This is a genomic window from Porphyrobacter sp. AAP60 (genome assembly GCF_001296025.1).
GTDB lineage: Bacteria > Pseudomonadota > Alphaproteobacteria > Sphingomonadales > Sphingomonadaceae > Erythrobacter.
In genome coordinates, this window is sequence record NZ_LJHV01000002.1 from 349,936 (window position 1) to 371,088 (window position 21,153).

At 62.2% G+C, this 21,153-nt stretch carries 17 protein-coding genes, 1 tRNA gene and 1 other annotated feature; of the genes, 6 read left to right on the plus strand and 12 right to left on the minus strand.

All coding sequences use genetic code 11. From position 1 onward, the window contains the following. Position 1: 1 nt before the first annotated feature. The 4 genes from IP79_RS02180 to IP79_RS02195 form a co-directional block, all read right to left on the minus strand. The gene (locus IP79_RS02180) at positions 2 to 856 is read right to left on the minus strand and encodes a universal stress protein (RefSeq protein WP_233994051.1); all 855 of its coding nucleotides are present in this window, start codon (positions 854 to 856) and stop codon (positions 2 to 4) included. Positions 857 to 867: 11 nt separating this feature from the next. Beyond that, complete coding sequence (locus IP79_RS02185; protein WP_054117599.1) at positions 868 to 2,352, minus strand: SulP family inorganic anion transporter; 1,485 nt, start codon at positions 2,350 to 2,352, stop codon at positions 868 to 870. A gap of 92 nt (positions 2,353 to 2,444) precedes the next feature. After that, positions 2,445 to 2,499: a sequence feature (sul1 is cis-regulatory element that is thought to sense ions involved in sulfur or methionine metabolism; They are found in Alphaproteobacteria), on the minus strand. Between the two features lie 84 nt (positions 2,500 to 2,583). Beyond that, entirely contained in the window at positions 2,584 to 6,084 is a 3,501-nt protein-coding gene (gene mfd, locus IP79_RS02190; protein ID WP_054117600.1) for a transcription-repair coupling factor, read from the minus strand. Between the two features lie 53 nt (positions 6,085 to 6,137). Further along, positions 6,138 to 6,428, minus strand: a complete 291-nt coding sequence (locus IP79_RS02195) for a succinate dehydrogenase assembly factor 2 (RefSeq protein WP_054117601.1) — start codon at positions 6,426 to 6,428, stop codon at positions 6,138 to 6,140. 71 nt (positions 6,429 to 6,499) lie between these two features. On the opposite strand from IP79_RS02195, the gene recG reads away from it, so the two are divergent. Beyond that, a complete protein-coding gene (gene recG, locus IP79_RS02200; protein WP_054117602.1) occupies positions 6,500 to 8,575 on the plus strand; it encodes an ATP-dependent DNA helicase RecG in 2,076 nt (691 codons plus the stop codon). Here recG and IP79_RS02205 read toward each other — a convergent pair. The 3 genes from IP79_RS02205 to IP79_RS02215 form a co-directional block, all read right to left on the minus strand. Then, entirely contained in the window at positions 8,572 to 9,072 is a 501-nt protein-coding gene (locus IP79_RS02205) for a low molecular weight protein-tyrosine-phosphatase (RefSeq protein WP_054117603.1), read from the minus strand. The genes recG and IP79_RS02205 overlap by 4 nt on opposite strands. Before the next feature lie 169 nt (positions 9,073 to 9,241). Further along, positions 9,242 to 10,624: an ABC1 kinase family protein gene (locus IP79_RS02210; protein WP_082336959.1), complete on the minus strand. Its 1,383-nt coding sequence runs from the start codon at positions 10,622 to 10,624 to the stop codon at positions 9,242 to 9,244. 80 nt (positions 10,625 to 10,704) lie between these two features. After that, complete coding sequence (locus IP79_RS02215) at positions 10,705 to 11,478, minus strand: SDR family NAD(P)-dependent oxidoreductase (protein ID WP_054117604.1); 774 nt, start codon at positions 11,476 to 11,478, stop codon at positions 10,705 to 10,707. A gap of 77 nt (positions 11,479 to 11,555) precedes the next feature. Here IP79_RS02215 and IP79_RS02220 point away from each other — a divergent pair, with 77 nt between their 5' ends. Further along, entirely contained in the window at positions 11,556 to 12,038 is a 483-nt protein-coding gene (locus IP79_RS02220; RefSeq protein ID WP_054117605.1) for a DUF3429 domain-containing protein, read from the plus strand. Between the two features lie 128 nt (positions 12,039 to 12,166). Then, a complete protein-coding gene (locus IP79_RS02225; RefSeq protein ID WP_054117606.1) occupies positions 12,167 to 14,506 on the plus strand; it encodes an EAL domain-containing protein in 2,340 nt (779 codons plus the stop codon). Positions 14,507 to 14,703: 197 nt separating this feature from the next. On the opposite strand, the gene arsH is transcribed toward IP79_RS02225, so the two are convergent. The 5 genes from arsH to IP79_RS02250 form a co-directional block, all read right to left on the minus strand. After that, the gene (gene arsH, locus IP79_RS02230; protein ID WP_054117607.1) at positions 14,704 to 15,459 is read right to left on the minus strand and encodes an arsenical resistance protein ArsH; all 756 of its coding nucleotides are present in this window, start codon (positions 15,457 to 15,459) and stop codon (positions 14,704 to 14,706) included. After that, positions 15,456 to 16,511: an ACR3 family arsenite efflux transporter gene (gene arsB, locus IP79_RS02235; protein ID WP_054117608.1), complete on the minus strand. Its 1,056-nt coding sequence runs from the start codon at positions 16,509 to 16,511 to the stop codon at positions 15,456 to 15,458. Before arsB ends, arsH begins: the two co-directional genes overlap by 4 nt. After that, positions 16,508 to 17,014, minus strand: coding sequence for an arsenate reductase ArsC (locus IP79_RS02240; protein ID WP_054117609.1), 507 nt, complete (start codon positions 17,012 to 17,014; stop codon positions 16,508 to 16,510). The genes arsB and IP79_RS02240 overlap by 4 nt, the downstream gene beginning before the upstream one ends. Before the next feature lie 2 nt (positions 17,015 to 17,016). Next, positions 17,017 to 17,373 carry an ArsR/SmtB family transcription factor gene (locus IP79_RS02245; RefSeq protein WP_054117610.1) on the minus strand — a complete coding sequence of 119 codons (357 nt, stop codon included), beginning with the start codon at positions 17,371 to 17,373 and terminating at the stop codon, positions 17,017 to 17,019. Positions 17,374 to 17,512: 139 nt separating this feature from the next. Beyond that, positions 17,513 to 17,589, minus strand: a tRNA-Pro gene (locus tag IP79_RS02250). A 112-nt stretch (positions 17,590 to 17,701) separates the two neighbouring features. Between IP79_RS02250 and thyA the strand changes: the two genes are divergently transcribed. The 3 genes from thyA to IP79_RS02265 all read left to right on the plus strand — a co-directional run bounded on the left by thyA (position 17,702) and on the right by IP79_RS02265 (position 21,151). After that, positions 17,702 to 18,670: a thymidylate synthase gene (gene thyA, locus IP79_RS02255; RefSeq protein WP_054117611.1), complete on the plus strand. Its 969-nt coding sequence runs from the start codon at positions 17,702 to 17,704 to the stop codon at positions 18,668 to 18,670. Positions 18,671 to 18,782: 112 nt separating this feature from the next. Next, a complete protein-coding gene (locus IP79_RS02260) occupies positions 18,783 to 20,078 on the plus strand; it encodes a thiamine pyrophosphate-dependent enzyme (RefSeq protein ID WP_054117612.1) in 1,296 nt (431 codons plus the stop codon). Continuing rightward, positions 20,075 to 21,151: an alpha-ketoacid dehydrogenase subunit beta gene (locus IP79_RS02265; protein WP_054117613.1), complete on the plus strand. Its 1,077-nt coding sequence runs from the start codon at positions 20,075 to 20,077 to the stop codon at positions 21,149 to 21,151. The genes IP79_RS02260 and IP79_RS02265 overlap by 4 nt, the downstream gene beginning before the upstream one ends. Positions 21,152 to 21,153 lie beyond the last annotated feature (2 nt).

Here is a 21,153-nt window from a genome sequence, read left to right on the forward strand (position 1 = left end):
CTTATCGCACGAGTAGCACCGGCGTCTTGACTGTGCGGATCATCGCGGTGGTTGTGCTTCCGATGAACATGCGGCGCAGCGGTGAATGCCCGTAGGCACCCATCAGCAGCAGCGGGTTGGGCTTGCTTGCCACCACGGCGGGGATCACATCCTCCGCCTTGTTCGGATCAAGGACGCTTGAGACGGCATGTCCCGCGCCGAAAGCGGCTTCGGCTTCGGTCAGCAGGCTGGTTTTCGCTTCGCCCTTCGCTTCGGCCATGACGATAGTGACGGGCAGGCCTTCGAACAGCGGGGAGTTGGCGAGGCGTTCGAGCGCCCGATTGGCCGCCGGGCTGCCGTCATAGGCGAATACCACGTGTTCCGGCGCGGTGTAGGTGCGCGATGCGATCAACACCGGCTTTTCGCTGGCACGCACGACCCGTTCGATGATCGAGCCGATCTGTTCTGGCGAGAATTCATGGTCGGTGCCGCGCTTGCCCATAACCACCAGCCGTGCCTGCGCTTCACGTTCGAGGATTTCCTCGACCGCACCTCCGTGTCGGTGGAGCGCCGTGATGTCGGTTACGCCCGCCTCGCGCAGAATCTGTTCGCCAGCGGCAAGCAATGCCCGGCCCTTGGCGATTTCGGCGCGGCTGCTTTCTTCCGAAAGCCGCACCAGTTCTTCCATCAGATCGGTTTTCACACCGAGACCGATCGCGCCTGAAAGATCGCGGCGCGTGGTGACCGGATCTTGCTTGGGAACGACGTGGAGCAGTTCTACCGGCAATCCAAGCCGCCGTGCTGCCCAACCGGCATAGCCGCAGACGCTGGGTGCATAAGCCGAGGCATCGATCGCTGCGAGTACCTGTTCCATCATTCTCTCTCCTGTCAGTGCGCCCCTATCTGCGCTTCGGCGCCGGGCTTGTCATGCGTGGCGAAGCGTTCGATCAGCGCCGCGCTGGTATCATTCAGGCCGACGATCTCGACCGCAGTGCCTTCGCGCCGGAACTTCAACATCGCCTTGTCGAGCGTTCCGACCGCAGAGATGTCCCAGAACTGCGCTCCGGAAACGTCGATCACAACTTGATCAACCACCTCCTTGAAATCGAAGGCTTCGACGAAGCTATCGGAGGAGGCAAAGAAAACCTGCCCCGAAACCCGATAGCGCCTGACAAGACTATCGCCCGACAGTTCTGAATCCACGCTGAAGCTGCGCTTGACCTTGCTGGCGAAGAACAGGCCCGACAGGATCACACCGGACAATACACCCTGCGCCAGATCGTGGGTCCATACGGTGACCACGACCGTCACGACCATCACGACAGACGATTGCCAGGGGTGATAGCGAATGTCCTTGATCGAGCTCCACGAGAACGTGCCGATCGAAACCATGATCATGACCGCAACCAGCGCAGCCATCGGAATAATCGCCACCAATCCGCCCAGCACCATCAGCAGAAACAGCAGAAATGTGCCGGAGACGAATGTGGAAAGCCGTGTCAAACCGCCGGACTTTACGTTGATCACCGATTGTCCGATCATCGCGCAGCCACCCATGCCGCCGAGAAAGCCGGTGAAGAAGTTGGCGATGCCCTGACCCTTCATCTCGCGCTGCTTGTCGGACGGGGTATCGGTCAGATCGTCAACGATCTGCGCCGTCATCATCGATTCCAGCAGGCCCACTGCTGCCATCGTTGCCGAAAAGGGCAGGATGATTTGAAGCGTTTCCAGCGTGAATGGCACGTCGGGGATCAGCCACATCGGCAATGATGTGGGCAGTTCGCCCATATCGCCCACGCTGCGGACATCGAAGCCAGTGTAGTAAACCAGCGCCGTCAGAACCAGAATGGCAATCAGTGGCGACGGCACGGCCTTGGTGAGGTAGGGGAACAGATAGATGATCGCCAGCCCGCCCGCGACCAGTGCATAGGTCAGCACCGGCACGCCGATCAGTTCGGGCAATTGCGCCATGAAAATGAGGATCGCCAGTGCATTCACGAACCCTGTGATCACCGAGCGCGAGACATACTGCATCAACAGATTGAGCCGTAGAAATCCCGCAATCACTTGGATCACGCCCATCAGGATCGTGGCGGCGAACAGGTAATCCACGCCGTATGTCCGCACCAGCGGTAGCACCAGCACCGCGATGGCAGCGGTGGCGGCCGAGATCATCCCCGGCCTGCCGCCCACCAGCGAGATGATCACCGCAATCGAGAATGAGGCATACAGCCCGACCCGCGGATCGACCCCGGCAATGATGGAGAAGCCGATCGCTTCAGGGATCAGCGCGAGCGCAACGACGATCCCGGCCAGAATGTCATTGCGCGGGTTGGACAACCATTCACGCTTGATGGTTTCGATATATGTCATGTGTGACCTTGCTTGCGATTTGATGTTCCGCGAAGTCCGGCGCGCTGGCCGTGTTGGCCGCGATGCGGGAAGCGGATCGGACAAGACGTAAAGGTTATCCCGGGGATAGGCGCCGGGCCGAGCCACCCGAAATGATCCGGGTCCGGCGAAGATGGCAGCCCGATAAGCCAGATTATCCGATGCTGCAAGTGCGAGGGCCAGCCCCCGCCGTGCCCGGTCGGAGGGCTGCTATCAGGCCGCCTTGCTGGCTTTTGCTGCCTTCTTGACGATGCCAGACAGGCCCTTGGTCAGCTGGAACAGCCCGTTGAGCCTGCTTTGCGGATCGCCCCAGGCGCGGTTGATCACCAGCTTCATGTCCGGACGCAGCTTGGCCGTGTCCTTGCCGCCTTCGTTGAGCCTCTCGACATAGGCGATCAGACCCATGGGATCGGGGAAATCGTCCTTGTGGAAGGTGACGAGCGTACCGCGCGCGCCGACATCGATCTTGGCGATGTTGGCGCCAATCGCTTGATGCTTGATCTCGATCAGGCGGATCAGGTTCTTGGTCGGCTGAGGCAGATCGCCGAAGCGGTCGATCATCTCGGCGGCCATGCTTTCGATCTCGTGCTGCCCTTCGGCCTGATTGAGGCGGCGATAGAGCGCCATGCGTACCGCAAGATCGGGCACGTATTCCTCTGGAATCATGATCGGGGCATCGACGGTAATCTGGGGTGTGACCTTGTCGCGCGCAGGGGAGAGGCCCATTTCGCCAGCCTTCGCGGCAAGGATCGCCTCTTCCAGCATCGCCTGATAAAGTTCGAAGCCGACCTCGCGGATATGGCCTGATTGTTCATCGCCCAGCAGATTGCCCGCCCCGCGAATGTCGAGATCGTGGCTGGCCAGCTGGAAACCTGCGCCAAGGCTGTCGAGATCGCCCAGCACCTTCAGCCGCTTCTGCGCGACTTCCGAAAGCGCAACGCCCACCTCGTGCGTCAGATAGGCATAGGCGCGCAGCTTTGCCCGCCCGACACGGCCACGCAGCTGATACAGCTGGGCAAGACCGAAGCGGTCGGCGCGGTGGATGATGATGGTGTTGGCCGACGGGATGTCCAGCCCGCTTTCGACGATGGTGGTCGATAGCAGCACGTCATACTTGCGATCATAGAACGCACCCATCCGCTCCTCGACCTCGCTGGGCGACATCTGGCCGTGGGCGGAGACCGATTTCATCTCGGGCACGTGTTCACGCAGCCATTCCTCGACATCGGCCATGTCGGAAATGCGCGGCACGACGATGAAGCTTTGCCCGCCGCGGTGATGTTCGCGCAGCAAGGCTTCGCGCATCACCATATCGTCCCATTCCATCACATAGGTGCGCACTGCAAGCCGATCGACCGGAGGGGTCTGGATGGTGGAAAGCTCGCGTAGGCCGCTCATCGCCATTTGCAGCGTGCGCGGGATCGGGGTGGCGGTGAGGGTGAGGACGTGAACGTCGGCGCGCAGCTGTTTCAGCTTCTCCTTGTGGGTCACGCCAAACCGCTGTTCCTCGTCGACGATGACAAGGCCCAGGTTCTTGAACTTGGTGTTCTTGGACAGGATCGCATGGGTGCCCACCACCAGATCGATCTGGCCGTTCTCCAGCCCTTCGCGGGTTTCGGTTGCTTCTTTCGCGGTGACCAGACGTGACAGGCGGCCGACTTGCAGCGGGAAGCCTGCAAAACGTTCGGCAAAGTTCTGGAAGTGCTGCCGGGCGAGCAGGGTGGTGGGAGCGACAATCGCCACCTGCTGCCCTGCCATTGCCGCCACAAACGCAGCGCGCAAAGCTACCTCGGTCTTGCCGAAGCCGACATCGCCGCACACCAGCCGGTCCATCGGGCGCCCGCTTTCAAGGTCTGACAGGACATCGGCAATGGCGCGGTCCTGATCTTCGGTTTCGGGCCAGGGAAAACGGTCGGTGAACTGGCCGAGTGTTGCAGGATCGGTTGCCAGCACCGTTGCCTGCCGCAGCGCACGGGCAGCGGCGACCTGCATCAGTTCGCCCGCGATGGCGGTAATCCGCTCCTTCAGCTTCGCGCGGCGGCGTTGCCACGCTTCCCCGCCCAGCCGGTCAAGCGGCACCGTCTGTTCGGATGAACCATAACGGCTGAGCACATCGATATTCTCGACCGGGATGAACAGCTTGTCCCCGCCGGCGTATTCCAGCGCGACGCAATCATGCTGGCTCTTGCCGACCGGGATCGGTTCCAGCCCGAGATAGCGTCCGATCCCGTGTTCGATGTGAACCACCAGATCGCCTTTGCCCAGCGCCTGAAGTTCGGCGAGAAATGCGTCGGAATCCTTGCGCTTTTTCTTGCGCCGCACCAGCCTGTCGCCAAGCATGTCCTGTTCGGTGAACAGTTCCAGGGTGTCGCTCGCGAAACCGGTTTCGAGGGGCAGGATGACCACGGCGGCCTTGCCCTTGGCAGCCAGACCAAGCGCCTGTTGCCAGCTGTCGGCGAGGGCAGTGGGCGCGCCCGCTTCTTCAAGGATCGAAGCGATGCGCCTTGCGCTGCCGTTGGAATAGGTCGCAACCATCGGTTTGCGACCGGCCTTGGCCACGGCCTTCAGGTGCTTTGCCGCAACCTCGTAAACATTCTCCCCGCGTCCACGCTCGGGCGAAAAATCGCGGGCCGAGCGGAAGCCGAAATCGAGCACCTGCTCAGCGCCCTCGCTGGCAAATCCCGTGGCGCGGTGGGCGGGCATGGCGGCGAGGCCGACGTCGAACTCGGCCCGCGTGAGGTACAGTGCGTCTGCGGCGAGCGGGCGGTAAGACCCCTTGCGTTCGCCTGCGATCCGCCCGCGCTGGTCGTGATAATCCGCGATGTCGGTCAGGCGTTCTTCCGCCGCACCCAGCGCGCCCTGATCGATGATCACCACGTCATCCTTGGCGATGTGATCGAACAGGGTGGCCAGCCGGTCTTCGAACAGCGGCAGCCAGTGCTCCATCCCCGCCAGACGCCGCCCTTCGGACACGGCTTCGTAAAGCGGGTCCTGCGTCGCGTTGGCGCCGAACAATTCACGGTAACGACTGCGGAAACGTTTGATGCTGTCTTCGTCGAGCAGAGCTTCCGACGCTGGCAGCAGCAGGTGGGATTCGACCCGTTCCACGGTGCGCTGTGTGGCGGGGTCGAATAGGCGAAGACTCTCCAGTTTGTCCCCGAAGAAGTCGAGTCTCAGCCCGGCATCGAGGCTGGAAGGGAAGATATCGACAATCGACCCGCGCACCGCAAATTCGCCGTGATCGATCACCGTATCGGTGCGGCCGTAACCTTGCCGTATCAGCAAGGCTGCAAGGCTTTCGTGACCGATCGTCGTGCCCACCCGGAACTCGCGCACGCTTTCGCGCACCCGGAACGGTGTCAGCACCCGTTGCAGCACGGCGTTGACGGTGGTCACCAGCAATTGCTGCGCGCTGCCGGGCTGTTGCAGGCGGTGGAGCGCGGCCAGACGTTCGGCACTGATCGAAAGCGCGGGGCTGGCTCGGTCGTAGGGCAGGCAGTCCCACGCAGGGAAGGCGAACACGTCAACTTCGGGTGCGAAGAACTGCGCGGCTTCTACCGCAGCGCGCATGGCGGCATCATCGGGCGCGATGAACACGGCCCGGCGCTTTGCCGCTCGCGCCAGATCGGACAGCACCAATGGCAAGCTGCCGCGCGGCAGTGAGGACAAGGTCAGCGGGCTTTGGGCCGCGAGAATGCGGTTCAGATCGGGCATAGGTTTCCAGTCAAGCCGCGCGGGCCCAAAGCGTTCCCGCGCAGCGCCAGCGCTCAGCGCGGAATATCGACGTAATCGAGTTTTTGCATCGTCGTCAGCAGATCACCCGCCAGATGGTCTGGTGCAGGCTGCGATCCCAGCGCCCAGGCCATCACATCGACATCATCTTCGTCAAGCAGGGCTTCGAACCACGCCAGTTCCGCTTCCCTCCAGCTCGCATGATAGCGATCATAGTAACCGCCGATCATGTAATCGGCCTCGCGCGTGCCGCGATGCCAGGCGCGGAACTTGGCGCGGGCGAGACGTTGTTCGAAGGTTGGGCCAGAAGAGGGTATGTCGGTCATGCGCTCCACCTAGCCACAGGTCTGCGCGTCTTCAACTCGCAATGATGCCTGAGTGATGTTAGCGAACCGCCATGCGCCCCGAGGCTCTCAATCCGTTGTTCGCTGAAGTCCAGTCGCTGGAAGGCGTCGGGCCGAAGGTGATGAAGCCGCTGGAGAAGCTTGGCCTGACGCGGGTCAAGGATGTCGCCTATCACCTGCCCGAACGTTTCGTCAGCCGTCATGCGATCGCCGATCTGGATGCGGGTAGCGAAGGCGAGCAGGTGATCATCGCGCTCACTCCGATCGAACACCGGGCGCCAAGGCCTGGAAGCCGCGGGCCGTACCGCGTGCTGGCGCAGGATGCGGCGGGCAATATCTGCGCGCTGACGTGGTTCGGCAAGGCGGCCTATGGCGCGAAAAAGCTGCTCCCCGTGGGCGAGCAGCGCTGGATCGCCGGACGGCTCGACCGCTATGGCGACATGCTGCAGATCGTGCATCCCGATCATATCGAGGTGGACAGCGCCGCCAATATGGGGCGGCTGAGCGAGCCGGTCTATCGCCTGTCCGAAGGGCTGACACAGCCCAAGGTGGCGGGTCTGGTCGAACAGGCGCTGGCGCGTTTGCCCGAACTTCCCGAATGGATCGAACCGGGACAATTGGCCAAGGCGGGATGGCCCGCGTGGCGCGATGCGCTGCGGTTGGGGCATGAAACAACCAACGAAAAAGTGCGTGACCGGCTCGCCTATGACGAACTGCTGGCGAACAGCCTTGCGCTGCTGCTGGTCAAGGCCGAGGGGCGCAGGCGGAAGGGGCAGGCGCTGGCAGGCGACGGTGTGTTGCGCGGAAAGCTGCAATTGCCCTTTGCGCTGACGGGCGCGCAGACCCGCTCCATCGCCGAGATCGAAGGCGACATGGCGCAGGAAGCGCCGATGCTGCGGCTGCTGCAAGGCGATGTCGGTGCGGGCAAAACCGTTGTGGCACTCAACGCAATGCTGATCGCGGTAGAGGCAGGCAAGCAGGCGGCGATGCTGGCACCCACCGAGATACTGGCGCGGCAGCACTTCGAAACGCTGCGCAAGATGCTCGGCCCCACCGGGGTGGAGATCGCACTGCTGACCGGCCGGGCGAAGGGGCGTGAGCGCGAGAGCATACTGATGGGGCTGATGGACGGCTCTATCCAGATACTCGTCGGCACTCATGCGATCTTTCAGGACACGGTGAATTACCGCGATCTGGGGCTTGTGGTGATCGATGAACAGCACCGGTTCGGCGTTGCGCAGCGGCTTTCGTTGGCGGCAAAGGGCCGCCGCGCGCCGCATACGCTGGCCATGACCGCCACTCCGATCCCTCGCTCGCTGACGCTGGCGCAATATGGCGAGATGGATGTCAGCCGCCTCGATGAATTGCCGCCGGGCAGACAGGCGATTGATACCCGCGTGGTCGGGCAAGACCGGATGGACGAGGTCGTCGCCGGGGTCGAACGCCACCTTGCCAGCGGGCAGCAAGCCTATTGGGTGTGCCCGATGGTGCGCGAGATCGACGGCGTGCCCGACCTTGCCGATATTGCCGCAGCCGAGGCCCGCTATGCCGCGCTGAAGGAGCGGTTTGGCGATGCGGTGGTGCTGGTCCACGGGCAATTGCGCCCGGAAATCAAGGACGCCGGGATAGAGCGTTTCGCCAGCGGACAGGCGCGGTTGCTCGTGGCAACGACGGTGATCGAGGTCGGGGTTGATGTGCCTGCCGCCACGCTGATGGTGATCGAACAGGCCGAACGCTTCGGCCTTGCCCAGCTGCACCAGCTGCGCGGACGGGTGGGGCGGGGGGCGGAGAAGTCCACCTGCCTGCTGCTGCGGGGGTCTGGCCTGTCGGAAACGGGGCGGGCGCGGCTGGCGCTGATGCGCGAAACGCAGGACGGGTTCCGGATCGCCGAGGAGGATCTGGAATTGCGCGGCGGGGGCGAATTGCTCGGCACGCGGCAATCGGGGGAGGCGGCTTTCCGGATCGCCAATCTTGAACAGATGCAGAAGCTTCTGCCGGTCGCTCACGGCGATGCGCGGTTGCTGATGGAGCGGGACGGCGGCCTTACAAGCCCTCGCGGAGAGGCGGCGCGGTTGCTGCTTTATCTGTTCGAGCGTGACTGGGGCGTCCAGTTGCTGCGCGGGGGTTAGACCTGCAAATCGTGCCCGCTGTGCATCAGGCGGCGCACCCAGGCAGTTGCGCCGAGGCTGATGTCATCCCACGTGGCAGCGAAGGTTTCGGCGTCGCCATGGTAGGGATCGACCACCCCGTCGCCCCGTCGCCCGTCCACCACATCCATCAGCAAGGCCAATTGCGCAGTTCCATCGCGCGGCGCGCGGGCGCGCAGGCCTTCGAGATTGGCGCGGTCCATGGCGATGATGTGGGAGAAGCGGTAGAAATCATCCCGCTCGACCTGCCGGGCCGTTTGCCCTGTGATATCGATGCCATGCGCTGCCGCGACCGCAATCGCGCGGGGATCGGGCGGACTGCCAAGGTGATAGGCGGCGGTTCCGGCCGAATCGACCGGGCATTCCAGCCCACGCAGCCGCGCCGAGGCGATGAAGGCGCCCACAGCCATCGGTGACCGGCAAATATTGCCAAGGCACACGAAAAGCACCGATATGTTGTGATTGACCCCCCCGAGCATTTCGCGCCTCTATGACAAGCCCGCGCAATTGTCCATTCCGGACTGCCAATGTTTCACGTGAAACATGCCGCAAGGGCACTGAAAATCAGACCAAGACGGGCCTAGAGGGGGTCTAGAAGGGGTCTGGAGCAAGCTGGCGCGGGGCTGGAACCATACCAAATCAGGCCCGTCAGGCGGCTTGAGCAGGCGCGGGCGATGTGCTGGCCAGAACCTCTTCGGTGATCCGCCGGATATTCACTTGCGCTTTAAGACGCGCACCCAGCAGGGCTGTGCCCGAAACCTTGCGCTGCACGAAAAGTGTTTCGATCGGCGGAAAGGCCCATGTGTCCTTGTCTTGCGCGATGGCATAGCCTTCGTCGCGCAGCAGCGGGATAAAGGCGCGGTCCCCGAAATCGAACGGTGCATCCTCGCGCATTTCGTTGACGACGATTTCAATCATGCGATTGACCCGTTCGGGATGCTTTTCGGCGACGATCGGCATCATGAAACCGGCTTCGATTGTTGCGGCGAGTACTTCGGCAGCATCGCCCTGTAATCCCGCCTGCAGCATGTTGCGATAGCCGTTTGCCACTGCCGGATCGACCGGGCGGCACGCGCCGAAATCCAGCAGGATGATCTCGCCCGTATCGCGCCGGTACCGGAAATTGGCGAAATTGGGATCGGTCTGCATCACGCCGAAATCGAACAATTCGCGCGCAACCAGCCGGATCAGCCGGGCGAATACCTCGTCGCGGCGATCAGGTGGTTCATTGCCGAGTTCTTCGATGCTGACACCGTCTTCAAAACTCATCGCCAGGATCGATCCGCGCGTCAGCCCCTCATGCAGGCGCGGCACGACAAAGCCGGGGGTGCCTGCCAGCTTTTCGCGGTACAGCGCCATCTGTTCGCCTTCGCGGGTGTAATCGGCCTCTTCATGAAGCTGCTGTTTGGCCGCTGCCATCAGCTTTTCCATTTCGAGTTCGGGCGGTGCGAATCCTGCGACCTTCAGCAGGGTCATCACATTATCGACATCGCTATCGATGCTGGTGGCAATGCCGGGATATTGCACCTTGATCGCCAGTTCCTCGCCATCGCGGGTAAGGGCCTTGTGCACCTGTCCGATGCTGGCGGCGGCGATGGGGCGGGGGTTGAACCAGCGGAACTGCTTGCGCCAATCCGGCCCCCATTCGGCACGCAAGACGGCATCCAACTGCTTGGTCGGCATGAAATTGGCCTGATCGCGCAAGGTGGCGAGGATCTTGGAAAGTTCCTCTGGCAGGAAATCGCCTGCATCCAGACTGATCATCTGCCCCATTTTCATCGCGGCGCCGCGCAAGTGCGACAGGCGGTCGGTCATGCGCTGGACATTGCCGGGGGTCAGGATCAGGTCGCGGGCGTTGATGCCTTCGCCGCTTGCCAGCCGCCGGGCGCCTTCGGCCACCATGCCGCCCGCCACCCCGCCAACCAGTCGCCCGAAGGTGCCGAAGCGCGCAATTCGACCCGATGGAACGGCGCGCTGGCGATTGCGATCTTCGGGAAGCTTATCGAAGTCAGGGATGTTGTCGTCGGCCACGGGGAGGGGAGTTCCATTTGCGAGAGGCTTTCGCTGGCAACGGCTTGGACGCGCCAGCGTTCCTGCTGAAATGGGGCCGGTCAGCTAATGCACAAGCCGCCGTCAACCGGCAGGCATTGCCCGGTGATGTAATCCGAGTGCGACGAGGCGAAAAACACCGCCAGCCCTTCCAGCCCGGCATGATCGCCGGGGCGGCGCAGCGGGATCCGTTTTGCCATCCATTCACCGAACCTGGGATCTGCTTTCGCGGTAATGTCGGTTTCATAATATCCGAACAACAGCGCGTTGGCGGTGATCCGGTGGCGCGCGAGTTCAAACGCGGCGGCACGGGTGAGCCCGTTCAGCGCTGCTTTCGACGCGGCATAGTCCGACGATCGGTTGACCCCCATGATCGACTGGTCCGATGATGTCGCAATCAGCTTTCCGCCCGCATCGCCATCTTTGGCGCGGGCGATCATGTGTCGGGTGACATGCTTGTAAACCAGCGCCGCGCCGCGGGTGTTGACCGCCATGGTGTGATCCCATCCGTCCGCCGTGATATCGGGGATTGCGGTGCCTGCGCCCGAAATTCCGGCATTGGCAAAGCAGATATCGACCCGCCCCAGCGCTTCCAGCGTGGCGGCCATCGCGGCTTCGATGCCGGCTTCATCGGCGATGTCGCAGGCGAGGGTGATGATCTGGCCTTTGCCAAGGTCACGCAGTTCTTCGCGCGCCGCGGCGTTCTTGTCCGCGTTGCGCGCCCAGATCGCGATATTGGCGCCGGCCTTGGCCAGCCCGCGTGCCATGGCAAGGCCCAGCCCGCCATTGCCGCCGGTGATGATGGCCGTGCGGCCCGATAGATCGAACAGTTCCATGAAGCAGCAACTGGCGCAATCGGCGGCGCCCTGCAAGAGATGCGGGAACCACGGCGCTCGGCAGGGTTTAAGGCCGGATGACCGATCAATCATCTCCAACCCCGCCTTCGCTTTCGAACACGGCCCGCGTGCTGGGTTATGCCGGGCTGCTGCCGCAGATATTCTGCGTTGCGATGGTTGTGACCGGGCATGAATGGCGCTTTTCCGCGCTGGCGGGCGGATATGCCTATGCAGCAGCCATCTTCAGCTTTCTGGGCGGGGTGTGGTGGGGGCAGGCTGTGCAGAGTGCCGGATCGGGCAGACCTGCCACCGCCGGGGCCTATATGGTGGCCGTGATGCCAAGCCTGCTGGCCGTCGCGCTGTTTATGCCGTGGTCGTTCGGGTGGGAATGGCCCGGCCCTGCATTGATGTATCTGGGCGCGCTGATCCTGGGATCGCCGCTGATCGACCGGGCTTTGGGCTTTGCCGCGCCCGATTTCATGCGCTTGCGCTGGCACCTGTCTTTGGGGCTGGGGCTGCTGACTATTACGCTTGGTGTTGCTGCTGCCGAAGCGATCTGAAAGCGCTGCGGGTTGCAATCCGGGTTTCTTTGCGATGCGTTAACCAAAGCGGCCTAGGGTTAACCCGAGGTTTCCCTTGGGACACAGCGCGGTTCATGCTCGGATCTAATAAGTCACTGATACAAAACTTGCGCCGCGGCTTTGGCCCTGCGGGCGATGCTGCTGCCGGTATCCCGCAGCTTCTTGCGCGCAACCCGGGCGGCGTCGGCAGCCTGCTGCGCCGCAAACGTGCCAAAGTGGCCGCGCTGGCGGTTTTGTTCGGGCTGGTGTCCGCTGCGATCGAATTGCCGCTTCCGGCAGAGGACTTCTACCGGGCCGTGCGCGCCGAAATCAGGAGCCGCCCTGCACCGCAAGACATCGCGATGATCGCGATTGACGACAAGACGCTCAACGCTTTCAATCGCGACAAGCCTTCGCGGGTGCACGATAGCCAGTTGATCGACAGGCTCTTCGCCTCGGGGGTGGAACGCATCGCCTTCGACCGCGCCCACGCTGATCCCGAAAACCCGAAGGCCGATGCGCTGTTTGCACGCACGCTGGAGCGCCACAAGGGCAAGGTATGGCTGGGCTTTTCGCCAAAGCATGAAGTCGGATTTCAAATCGTTGATGAGATCGTCCCCCTTAAGGAGTTTCGTGAAAACGCCAATCTGGCTGCGATGAATGCGATAGGGTCTCCATTTCGCCTTTCATTGACACTTTTTACTAAGGTCGGGCTAGCTGGCGTTTCGCACCCGTCCTTGTCGGCTGCGCTGGCTGGTTATGATGGGCCGGAGAGAAAATACCGTCCGGACTATGCCTTCGATCCTAGAACCATACCCACCTTCAGCTACATCGATGTGCTGAACGGCGGCGTTCCGGCAACTGTACTTGCAGGGAAGGCCGTGGTTGTCGGGTCAAGCTACTACGAATCCTCCGATTACCATCTAATGCCCTTACGCGACGGGCGTGTGGCCGGAGCCTATTTCCACATCATGGGTGCGCATACGCTCAAGCGCGGGGTGCCAGCAGACTTCATGTGGTATCCGGCTATGCTTGTCGCCGGGATCGCTATCTTCGCGCTTATGCTCGGTCGCACAAAATCGACGCGCAGTCTTCTCGGGGTTGGAGTCGGCCTGCTGTTCATCCCGTTATTGTTCGACGAATTCGGCATCAATGTGGACATCATGCCCGCCGTGCTTGCCTTGTTGTGGGCCGGCATCGGATTCAAGCGGCTCGCTCACAAGTACTATAGCAGCGAAGTCGATGCGATGACGACTTCGGCAATCAGTTCTGACAAAGCGAACAGCGAAAGCGATGTCTACGCGCTCAAGATCGCCAGCCTGTCCGAAATATCCGATGATTGGAGCGCGCGCGAACTGGGCGAATTCGTCAACACGCTGATTGCCTATGTCAAAGGGCCGGGCGATACGGGAGACGTCGCGTTCGAACGTGACATTCTGGTGTGGCTCGCCCCGCGCATGATTGTCGACGACTTGGAGCGTCATGCTGACGGACTTGCGCTGATGCTCAAGACCGCCATCAGCCATGATTGGCGGTCAGCCAGCACCGGCCCGGCGCTGGGGATCGATACCAACCATGCCTTGCCGCTCAGCCAGCGCATTCGCAAAGCGATGCAGGCCGCCGAAGAGGCTGGATCACGCGGTGCGCGGTTCATTATCAATGATGCGGCGCATCTCGAAGCGCGCAACCAGCGGATGGAATTGCTCCGCGTGCTGGAAAAAGGTCTGCGCGAACGCAGCATCACAGTCGCCTATCAGCCGAAGGTCGATCTCAGGAGCGGACGGATTGTCGGCGCGGAAACGCTGATTCGCTGGCAGCCTGACGGCGGCGATTACGTCAATCCGCAGGAGTTGGTGCTGGCAGCCGAAGCGGGCGACCGCATTAATGAGCTGACGCTAGTCGTGATGGAGGCTGCGCTGGCTGACGGCAAGCAGGCGATCGCGCTGGACCCGGCTTTCAAGCTGGCGGTCAACATGTCAGCCAAAAGCCTGAGTGATACGCATCTGCTGTTCGATATCATGACGATGTTGGGCCGGCACGCCTTCCCGCCGCAAAACCTGACCCTTGAACTTACCGAAACCGCCAAGCTGGAAGACGAACGCATTGCTCCGCAGATCAAGGCACTCAAACAGCGCGGCATCTGCCTTTCGATCGACGATTTCGGCACTGGCCAATCGAACCTCGAATATATCGAAAAGTTGCCCAGTTCCGAGCTGAAGATCGACAAGAAGTTCGTACAGCACATGGCGACGTCTGACGAAAGCCTGGCTGTGGTTAGGGCGACGATCGAGATTGCCCATTCGCTCGGCAAGATCGTTGTGGCCGAAGGGGTCGAGCAGCAGTCGGTCGCCGCCACCTTGCTGGCAATGGGCTGCGACCATGCGCAAGGCTATCTCTTTTCCCCAGCGATTGCGATGCCCGATCTGCTGGCAATGATGTGCGGCGGACGGAGCGTAGTTAACGCTTGATTAAGGTTAATAATGTGTTAAAGAGGTCCTACAGCAATTGCCGCTGATAGGAGAAAAATTATGTGGGGCTACTTCTCGCTTCTCTTGGGCGGTCGCTAATACGGCGTCGCGCTTTTTGATAAAAAGCCTCGGGAAACCGGGGCTTTTTTCGTTTAAGCATCTGTGTTTATCCGTTGAAAATGGCGGTAAAGTTCGCTTCAGCCTTTTGTGCTGATCGATCCTAGGATCCCGCTGGCCGGTGAAACCGGGCGATCTGCGTCAACCCTTTCGGAATAACGATCCACCATCTGCGCGGCATGAGGCCGAATCAGTATGGTAAACCGCACCAGTTCCTCCATCACATCGACAATCCGGTCGTAATAGGCAGATGGCTTCATCCGTCCGGCCTCGTCGAACTCCATATAGGCTTTGGCGACTGAGGACTGGTTGGGGATGGTAAACATCCGCATCCAGCGGCCCAGAATGCGCAGGGCGTTGACGGTGTTGAAGCTCTGCGATCCGGCACACACCTGCATCACCGCCAGGGTGCGCCCCTGTGTCGGGCGCATCCCCTGATAGGCGAGCGGCAGGTGATCGATCTGCGCCTTCATGATCCCGGTGATCGTTCCGTGCCGTTCCGGGCTGCACCACACCTGCGCTTCCGACCACAGCGAATGTTCGCGCAGTTCGTGCACTGCCGGGTGATCGTCGGCGGTGTGCAGGTCGGGCAGGGGGAGATCCGAGGGATCGAAGATCCGCGTCTCGCAGCCGAAGAATTGCAACAACCGCGCCGCTTCCTCGGCAGCCAGGCGCGAGAAAGACCGCTCGCGCAGCGATCCATAGAGCAGCAGCACGCGCGGCGGCGGATCGAGCGCGCCAAGTCCCAGCGCCGGGCGGGCGTGGACATATTCCGGCTTGAGCGCAGGAAGATGTGCCGGATCGGGCAGGGTGCGCAGGCGTGTATATTCGGTCATGCTGCTTCTCCGGGAAAGCGGGCACGGGTGCGGTTGGCGAAGGCCACCAGCGACAGCATCACCGGCACTTCAACCAGCACGCCCACCACCGTGGCCAGCGCCGCGCCGCTCGAAAGGCCGAACAGCCCGATCGCCACTGCCACGGCCAGTTCAAAGAAGTTGGAAGTGCCGATCAGCGCGCAGGGTGCAGCAATAGTGTGCGGCACGCGCCATGCATAAGCCCAGGCATAGGCGGCGGCGAAGATGGCGTAAGACTGGATGATGATCGGCAAGGCGATCAGCGCAATCAGAAGCGGATTGCCGATGATCGTGCCTGCTTGAAAGGCGAACAATAGCACCACCGTCGCCAGCAGGCCGATGATCGACCACGGCTTCAGCATGGCCGTGAAAGCATCGACCGCCGCCGCATCGCCGCCATGGCCTGCAATTACACGGCTGCGGGTCAACGCCCCCGCCACCAGCGGGATCACGACATACAACGCGACCGAAAGCAGCAGCGTTTCCCACGGCACGACAATGTCGGTCACGCCCAAAAGCAGCGCCACCAGCGGCGCAAAGGCGATGATCATCACCAGATCGTTCACCGATACCTGCACCAGCGTATAGGCCGGGTCTCCGCGGGTCATCTGCGACCACACGAACACCATCGCGGTGCAGGGCGCGGCGCCCAGCAGAATCAGCCCGGCGATATATTCCTGCGCATCGGCGCGGGGGAGCAGGTCTGCATAAATGTAGTCGAAGAACAGCACGGCGAGGGCCGCCATGGTGAACGGCTTGACCAGCCAGTTGATCGCCAGCGTGATCACCAGCCCTTTGGGCTTTTTGCCAATGTCCTTGATGCTGGCGAAATCGACGCCGACCATCATCGGGAAAATCATCGCCCAGATCAGCACCGCCACGACCAGATTGACCGAAGCATATTCCAGTCCGGCAAGCACGCCGACGGCACCGGGTGCAGCCAGCCCCAGTCCCAACCCGCCCAGAATGGCAAGCAGCACCCAGACCGAAAGGTAACGCTCGAACAGGCCGAGCGGGGATGCGGCGGCAGTCATGCCGCACCTTCCATCGCGCCGATTTCGGCCAGAGCAGACTGCAATGCCGCCTTGTCCATCGCCGCCCGGTCAATGGCGAGAAATGCCCGCACCCGCATTTCCAGCAGGCGCCAGGTTTCTTCGAAAGCGGCATCGACCTGCGCATCGGTGCCGGTCACGTCGGCGGGATCTGGCAGGCCCCAGTGGGCTTTCAGCGGGCTGCCGAGAAACACGGGGCAAGCCTCGCCCGCAGCATTGCCGCATACGGTTATGGCAAGATCAATCGCGGGCGCATCGGTGCCGGTGAATTCGTCCCAGGATTTCGACCGGAAGGCCGTTGTGTCGATTCCGCGCCGTTCCAGCAACCGCAGCGCGCCGGGGTGGGGCACGCCCTTGGGCTTGCTGCCGGCGCTGAAGGCTCGCACTTCGCCCGCGCCCAGATGATTGAACAGCGCCTCGCCAAGAATCGAGCGGGCGGAATTGCCAGTGCACAGCACCAGCACGGTGAAGGGGTTATCGGACATCATCAGCCTCCGGCCGCGGGTTCGCAGGTCAGTCCGGCCATCAGGCCGGAACACATTTCAGGCGCGCCGCCGCAACAATCCTGCATCAGGAAGGTCATCAGGCGGCGCATGCCCTGATAATCGGCGCGGTAGTGGATCAGACGGCTTTCACGCTCGGATTGCACCAGTCCGGCGCGTTCCAGCGTGGCAAGATGATGCGACATGGTGGACGGCGGCACGCCCTGACGTTCGGCAATGGCGCCGGCAATCATGCCATCCGGCCCGGCCGTGACCAGCAACCGGAACACGGCAAGCCGCGTTTCATGCGCCAGCGCGCCCAAGGCGTCGACTGCCCAGACCTGTGTTGCGTGATCGTCCATTGAACCACCTTTCGAGAAATATCAAAATATCACGGCGGCAGTCGGAGTCAATGGGGGTGCGTCGCGATAGTGCGGATGCACGCTTCTATCCAACGCGGCGCGGGTGAGATGATGAGTGGGGGGCGCCAGGCGCCGAAATTGGTCGGGGAGAGAGGATTCGAACCTCCGGCCCCTGCCTCCCGAAGACAGTGCTCTACCAGGCTGAGCTACTCCCCGACCGTGTCGGCTCCGCAAGGGCAAAAACCCCTGCGGATCGAGGCAAGGCGCGCCCTATAGGAGGGACAGGGCGGGGTGGCAAGCGGACAATTGCGCACCTATAGTCACCCACATGGCGAGCCCAGCGATTCCCTTTTCCGACCCGGCCGATCCGCATCCCGAGCAGCAATATCTCGACCTGATGCGCAGCATATGGGAGGGGGGCAGCGAGCGGATCGATCGTACCGGCATCGGCACCCGTTCGGTTTGCGGAAGCATGCTGCGATATGATCTGGCGGGCGGGGCGATGCCGCTGCTCACCACCAAACGGGTGTATTGGAAAACCGCGACGCGCGAATTGCTGTGGTTTCTGACTGGCAGCACCAATATCCGCCCACTGGTGCTGCAAGGCGTTAAGATCTGGAACGAGTGGCCGCATGCCGATTATGTGCGCGAAACGGGCGATCAGATCGGGCTTGAAGATTTTGTCGCACGGATCGCGGATGACGAGGCTTTTGCGCTGCGCTGGGGCGATCTGGGGCCGGTCTACGGCAAACAATGGGTCGATTGGCCGACCTACCGTTACCGCGCGGACGGCCTTTACGAAAAGGGCGAGGGGATCAATCAGGTGTCTGCCGTGATCGAATCGCTGCGCGCCAGCCCCGGCAGCCGCCGTCACATCATCGAAGGGTGGAACGTGGCCGAGCTTGACCGGATGGCTTTGCCGCCGTGCCACAAGACCTACCAGTTCCATGTCGCAGGGGAGGGTGCGGACGCTCGGCTGAATTGCCTGCTCTATCAGCGCAGTTGCGATGTCGCGCTGGGCCTGCCGTTCAACCTGTGGTCGGCCGCGCTACTGACGCGGATGATCGCGCAGCAGGTGGGGATGCAGCCGGGCGAGTTGGTGTGGATGGGGGGCGATGTGCACCTTTATCTCAACCATGCGCATCTGATCGAAGAACAGCTCACCCGCGAGCCGCATGGCCGTCCGGTGCTCGAGATCACCCGCAAGCCTGAAACAATATTCGATTACCGGATCGAGGATTTCGTGGTGCATGATTACGCCCCGCTACCGCCGATCAGTGCCCCTGTTGCGGTCTAGGCCCATACTGCGCACCGCGCTTGACCGCTCCCCGGCGTTGAAATAAAAATACGTATTCAAGCAATGATCGCACCCGCATGCGCGCAGGTGCCAGCACGGGGAGAGCGCCGCCATGGCCGACACTGCGAAACCGGCAGATACCAATCGCCCCGCACTCGCGCTGCATGTGCCGGAACCGACCTATCGTCCCGGCGATCCGGTGGATTTCGCCCATATCGATGTCGGTACGGCAGGCGGGCAGCCGCGACCGGATGAAGCTGCGCACCCATCGGAAATGGGCGAGCTTGCCTACAGTCTCGTGCGGGTGCTGGGCGATGATAATCAGGCGCATGGCCCGTGGAACCCCCGGCTCGATCCCGAAATGTTGCGCACCATGCTCGGCCACATGGCGATGGTGCGGGCCTTTGATGAACGCATGTTTCGCGGGCAGCGGCAGGGCAAGACCAGCTTCTACATGAAGTGCACTGGCGAGGAGGCGACCAGCGTCTCATCGTCGATGGCGCTGGCGAGCGATGACATGATCTTTCCCAGCTACCGCCAGCAGGGCATCCTGATCGCGCGCGGATACCCGTTGCTGGAGATGATCAACCAGATCTATTCCAACCGTGCCGACAAGCTGAAGGGCCGCCAGCTTCCGATCATGTATTCGAGCCGCGAGCACAGCTTCTTCTCGATTTCCGGCAACCTTGCCACCCAATGCCCGCAGGCGGTGGGCTGGGCGATGGCATCGGCGATCAAGGGCGACAGCCGCATTGCTGCGACTTGGGTGGGTGAAGGCTCCACAGCCGAAGGCGATTTTCACGCTGCCTGCACCTTTGCCGCCGTTTACAATGCACCGGTGATCCTCAACGTGGTCAACAACCAATGGGCGATCAGCAGCTTCAGCGGGTTTGCCGGGGGCGAACGCACCACCTTTGCTGCGCGCGGGCTGGGTTATGGCATCGCCGCGCTGCGGGTGGACGGGAACGACGCGCTGGCCTGCTATGCCGCAGCCGAATGGGCCGCAAACCGGGCGCGCGGCAACCACGGGCCAACCCTGATCGAATACTTCACCTACCGCGCCGAAGGCCATTCCACCTCCGATGATCCCAGCGGCTATCGCAGCGCGCAGGAACGCGAGGAATGGCCGCTGGGCGATCCGGTCACGCGCCTGAAAAAGCACCTGATTACAATCGGTGAGTGGGACGAGGATCGCCACGCGGCGATGGATCTTGCCTGCGCCGAGCAGGTCAAGGCCGTCACCAAGGAAGCCGAAAAGAACGGCATCCTCGGCCATGGCCTCCACCACCCGTTCCACACCATGTTCGAGGATGTCTACGAAGAGCTGCCCTGGCACCTTGAGGAACAGGCCGAACAGGCAATCCGCGAACGCATTACCAAGTTCGGCAGCGAAAGGCCTTTCGGATGAGCGAGAAGACCGCAAACATTGGCGATGCCATCGCCGCCGACGCGCCCGCCGATGCACCTGAGCGCCGGATCAACATGATCGAGGCGATCAACGAAGCGCTCGATATCATGCTGACCCGCGATCCCGATGTGATCATCATGGGCGAAGATGTCGGCTATTTCGGCGGGGTGTTCCGCGCCACCGCCGGATTGCAGGCCAAGCACGGCAAGAACCGCGTGTTCGATACGCCGATCAGCGAATGCGGGATTATCGGCGCGGCAGTGGGGATGGGGGCTTACGGTCTGCGCCCGGTGCCCGAAATCCAGTTTGCCGATTACATCTACCCCGGCCTCGATCAGCTGATTTCCGAAGCGGCGCGGCTGCGTTACCGTTCGGCGGGCGACTACATCGCGCCGATGACGGTGCGCTCACCCTTCGGCGGCGGGATTTTCGGCGGGCAGACCCACAGCCAGAGCCCCGAGGCATTGTTCACTCATGTTTCGGGCCTGAAAACGGTGATCCCGGCAACGCCCTATGATGCCAAGGGCCTGCTGATTGCCGCGATCGAAGACAATGATCCGGTGATCTTTTTCGAACCCAAACGGATCTACAACGGCCCCTTCACCGGCTTTTACGACAAGCCGGTCGAACCGTGGAAAAAGCACCCCGATTCTGTGGTGCCCGAAGGTTACTATCGCATCCCGTTGGGCAAGGCGCGGCACTTACGTGAAGGCGAGGCGCTGACCGTGCTGGCCTATGGCACCATGGTGCACGTGGCGCAGGCGGTGTGCGAGGCAAAGGGCGTGGATGCCGATATCCTCGATCTGCGCACGCTGGTACCGCTGGATATCAAGGCGATCGAAGCTTCGGTCGAAAAAACCGGCCGCTGCATGATCGTGCACGAGGCGACCCGCACGTCCGGCTTTGGCGCAGAGCTTTCCGCGCTGGTGACCGAACGCTGTTTCTACCATCTCGAAGCCCCGGTCGAACGTGTGACCGGCTTTGACACGCCCTATCCCCACAGCCTCGAATGGGCCTATTTCCCCGGCCCTGTCCGCATCGGCGAGGCCATCGACAAGCTTCTGAAGGACTGACC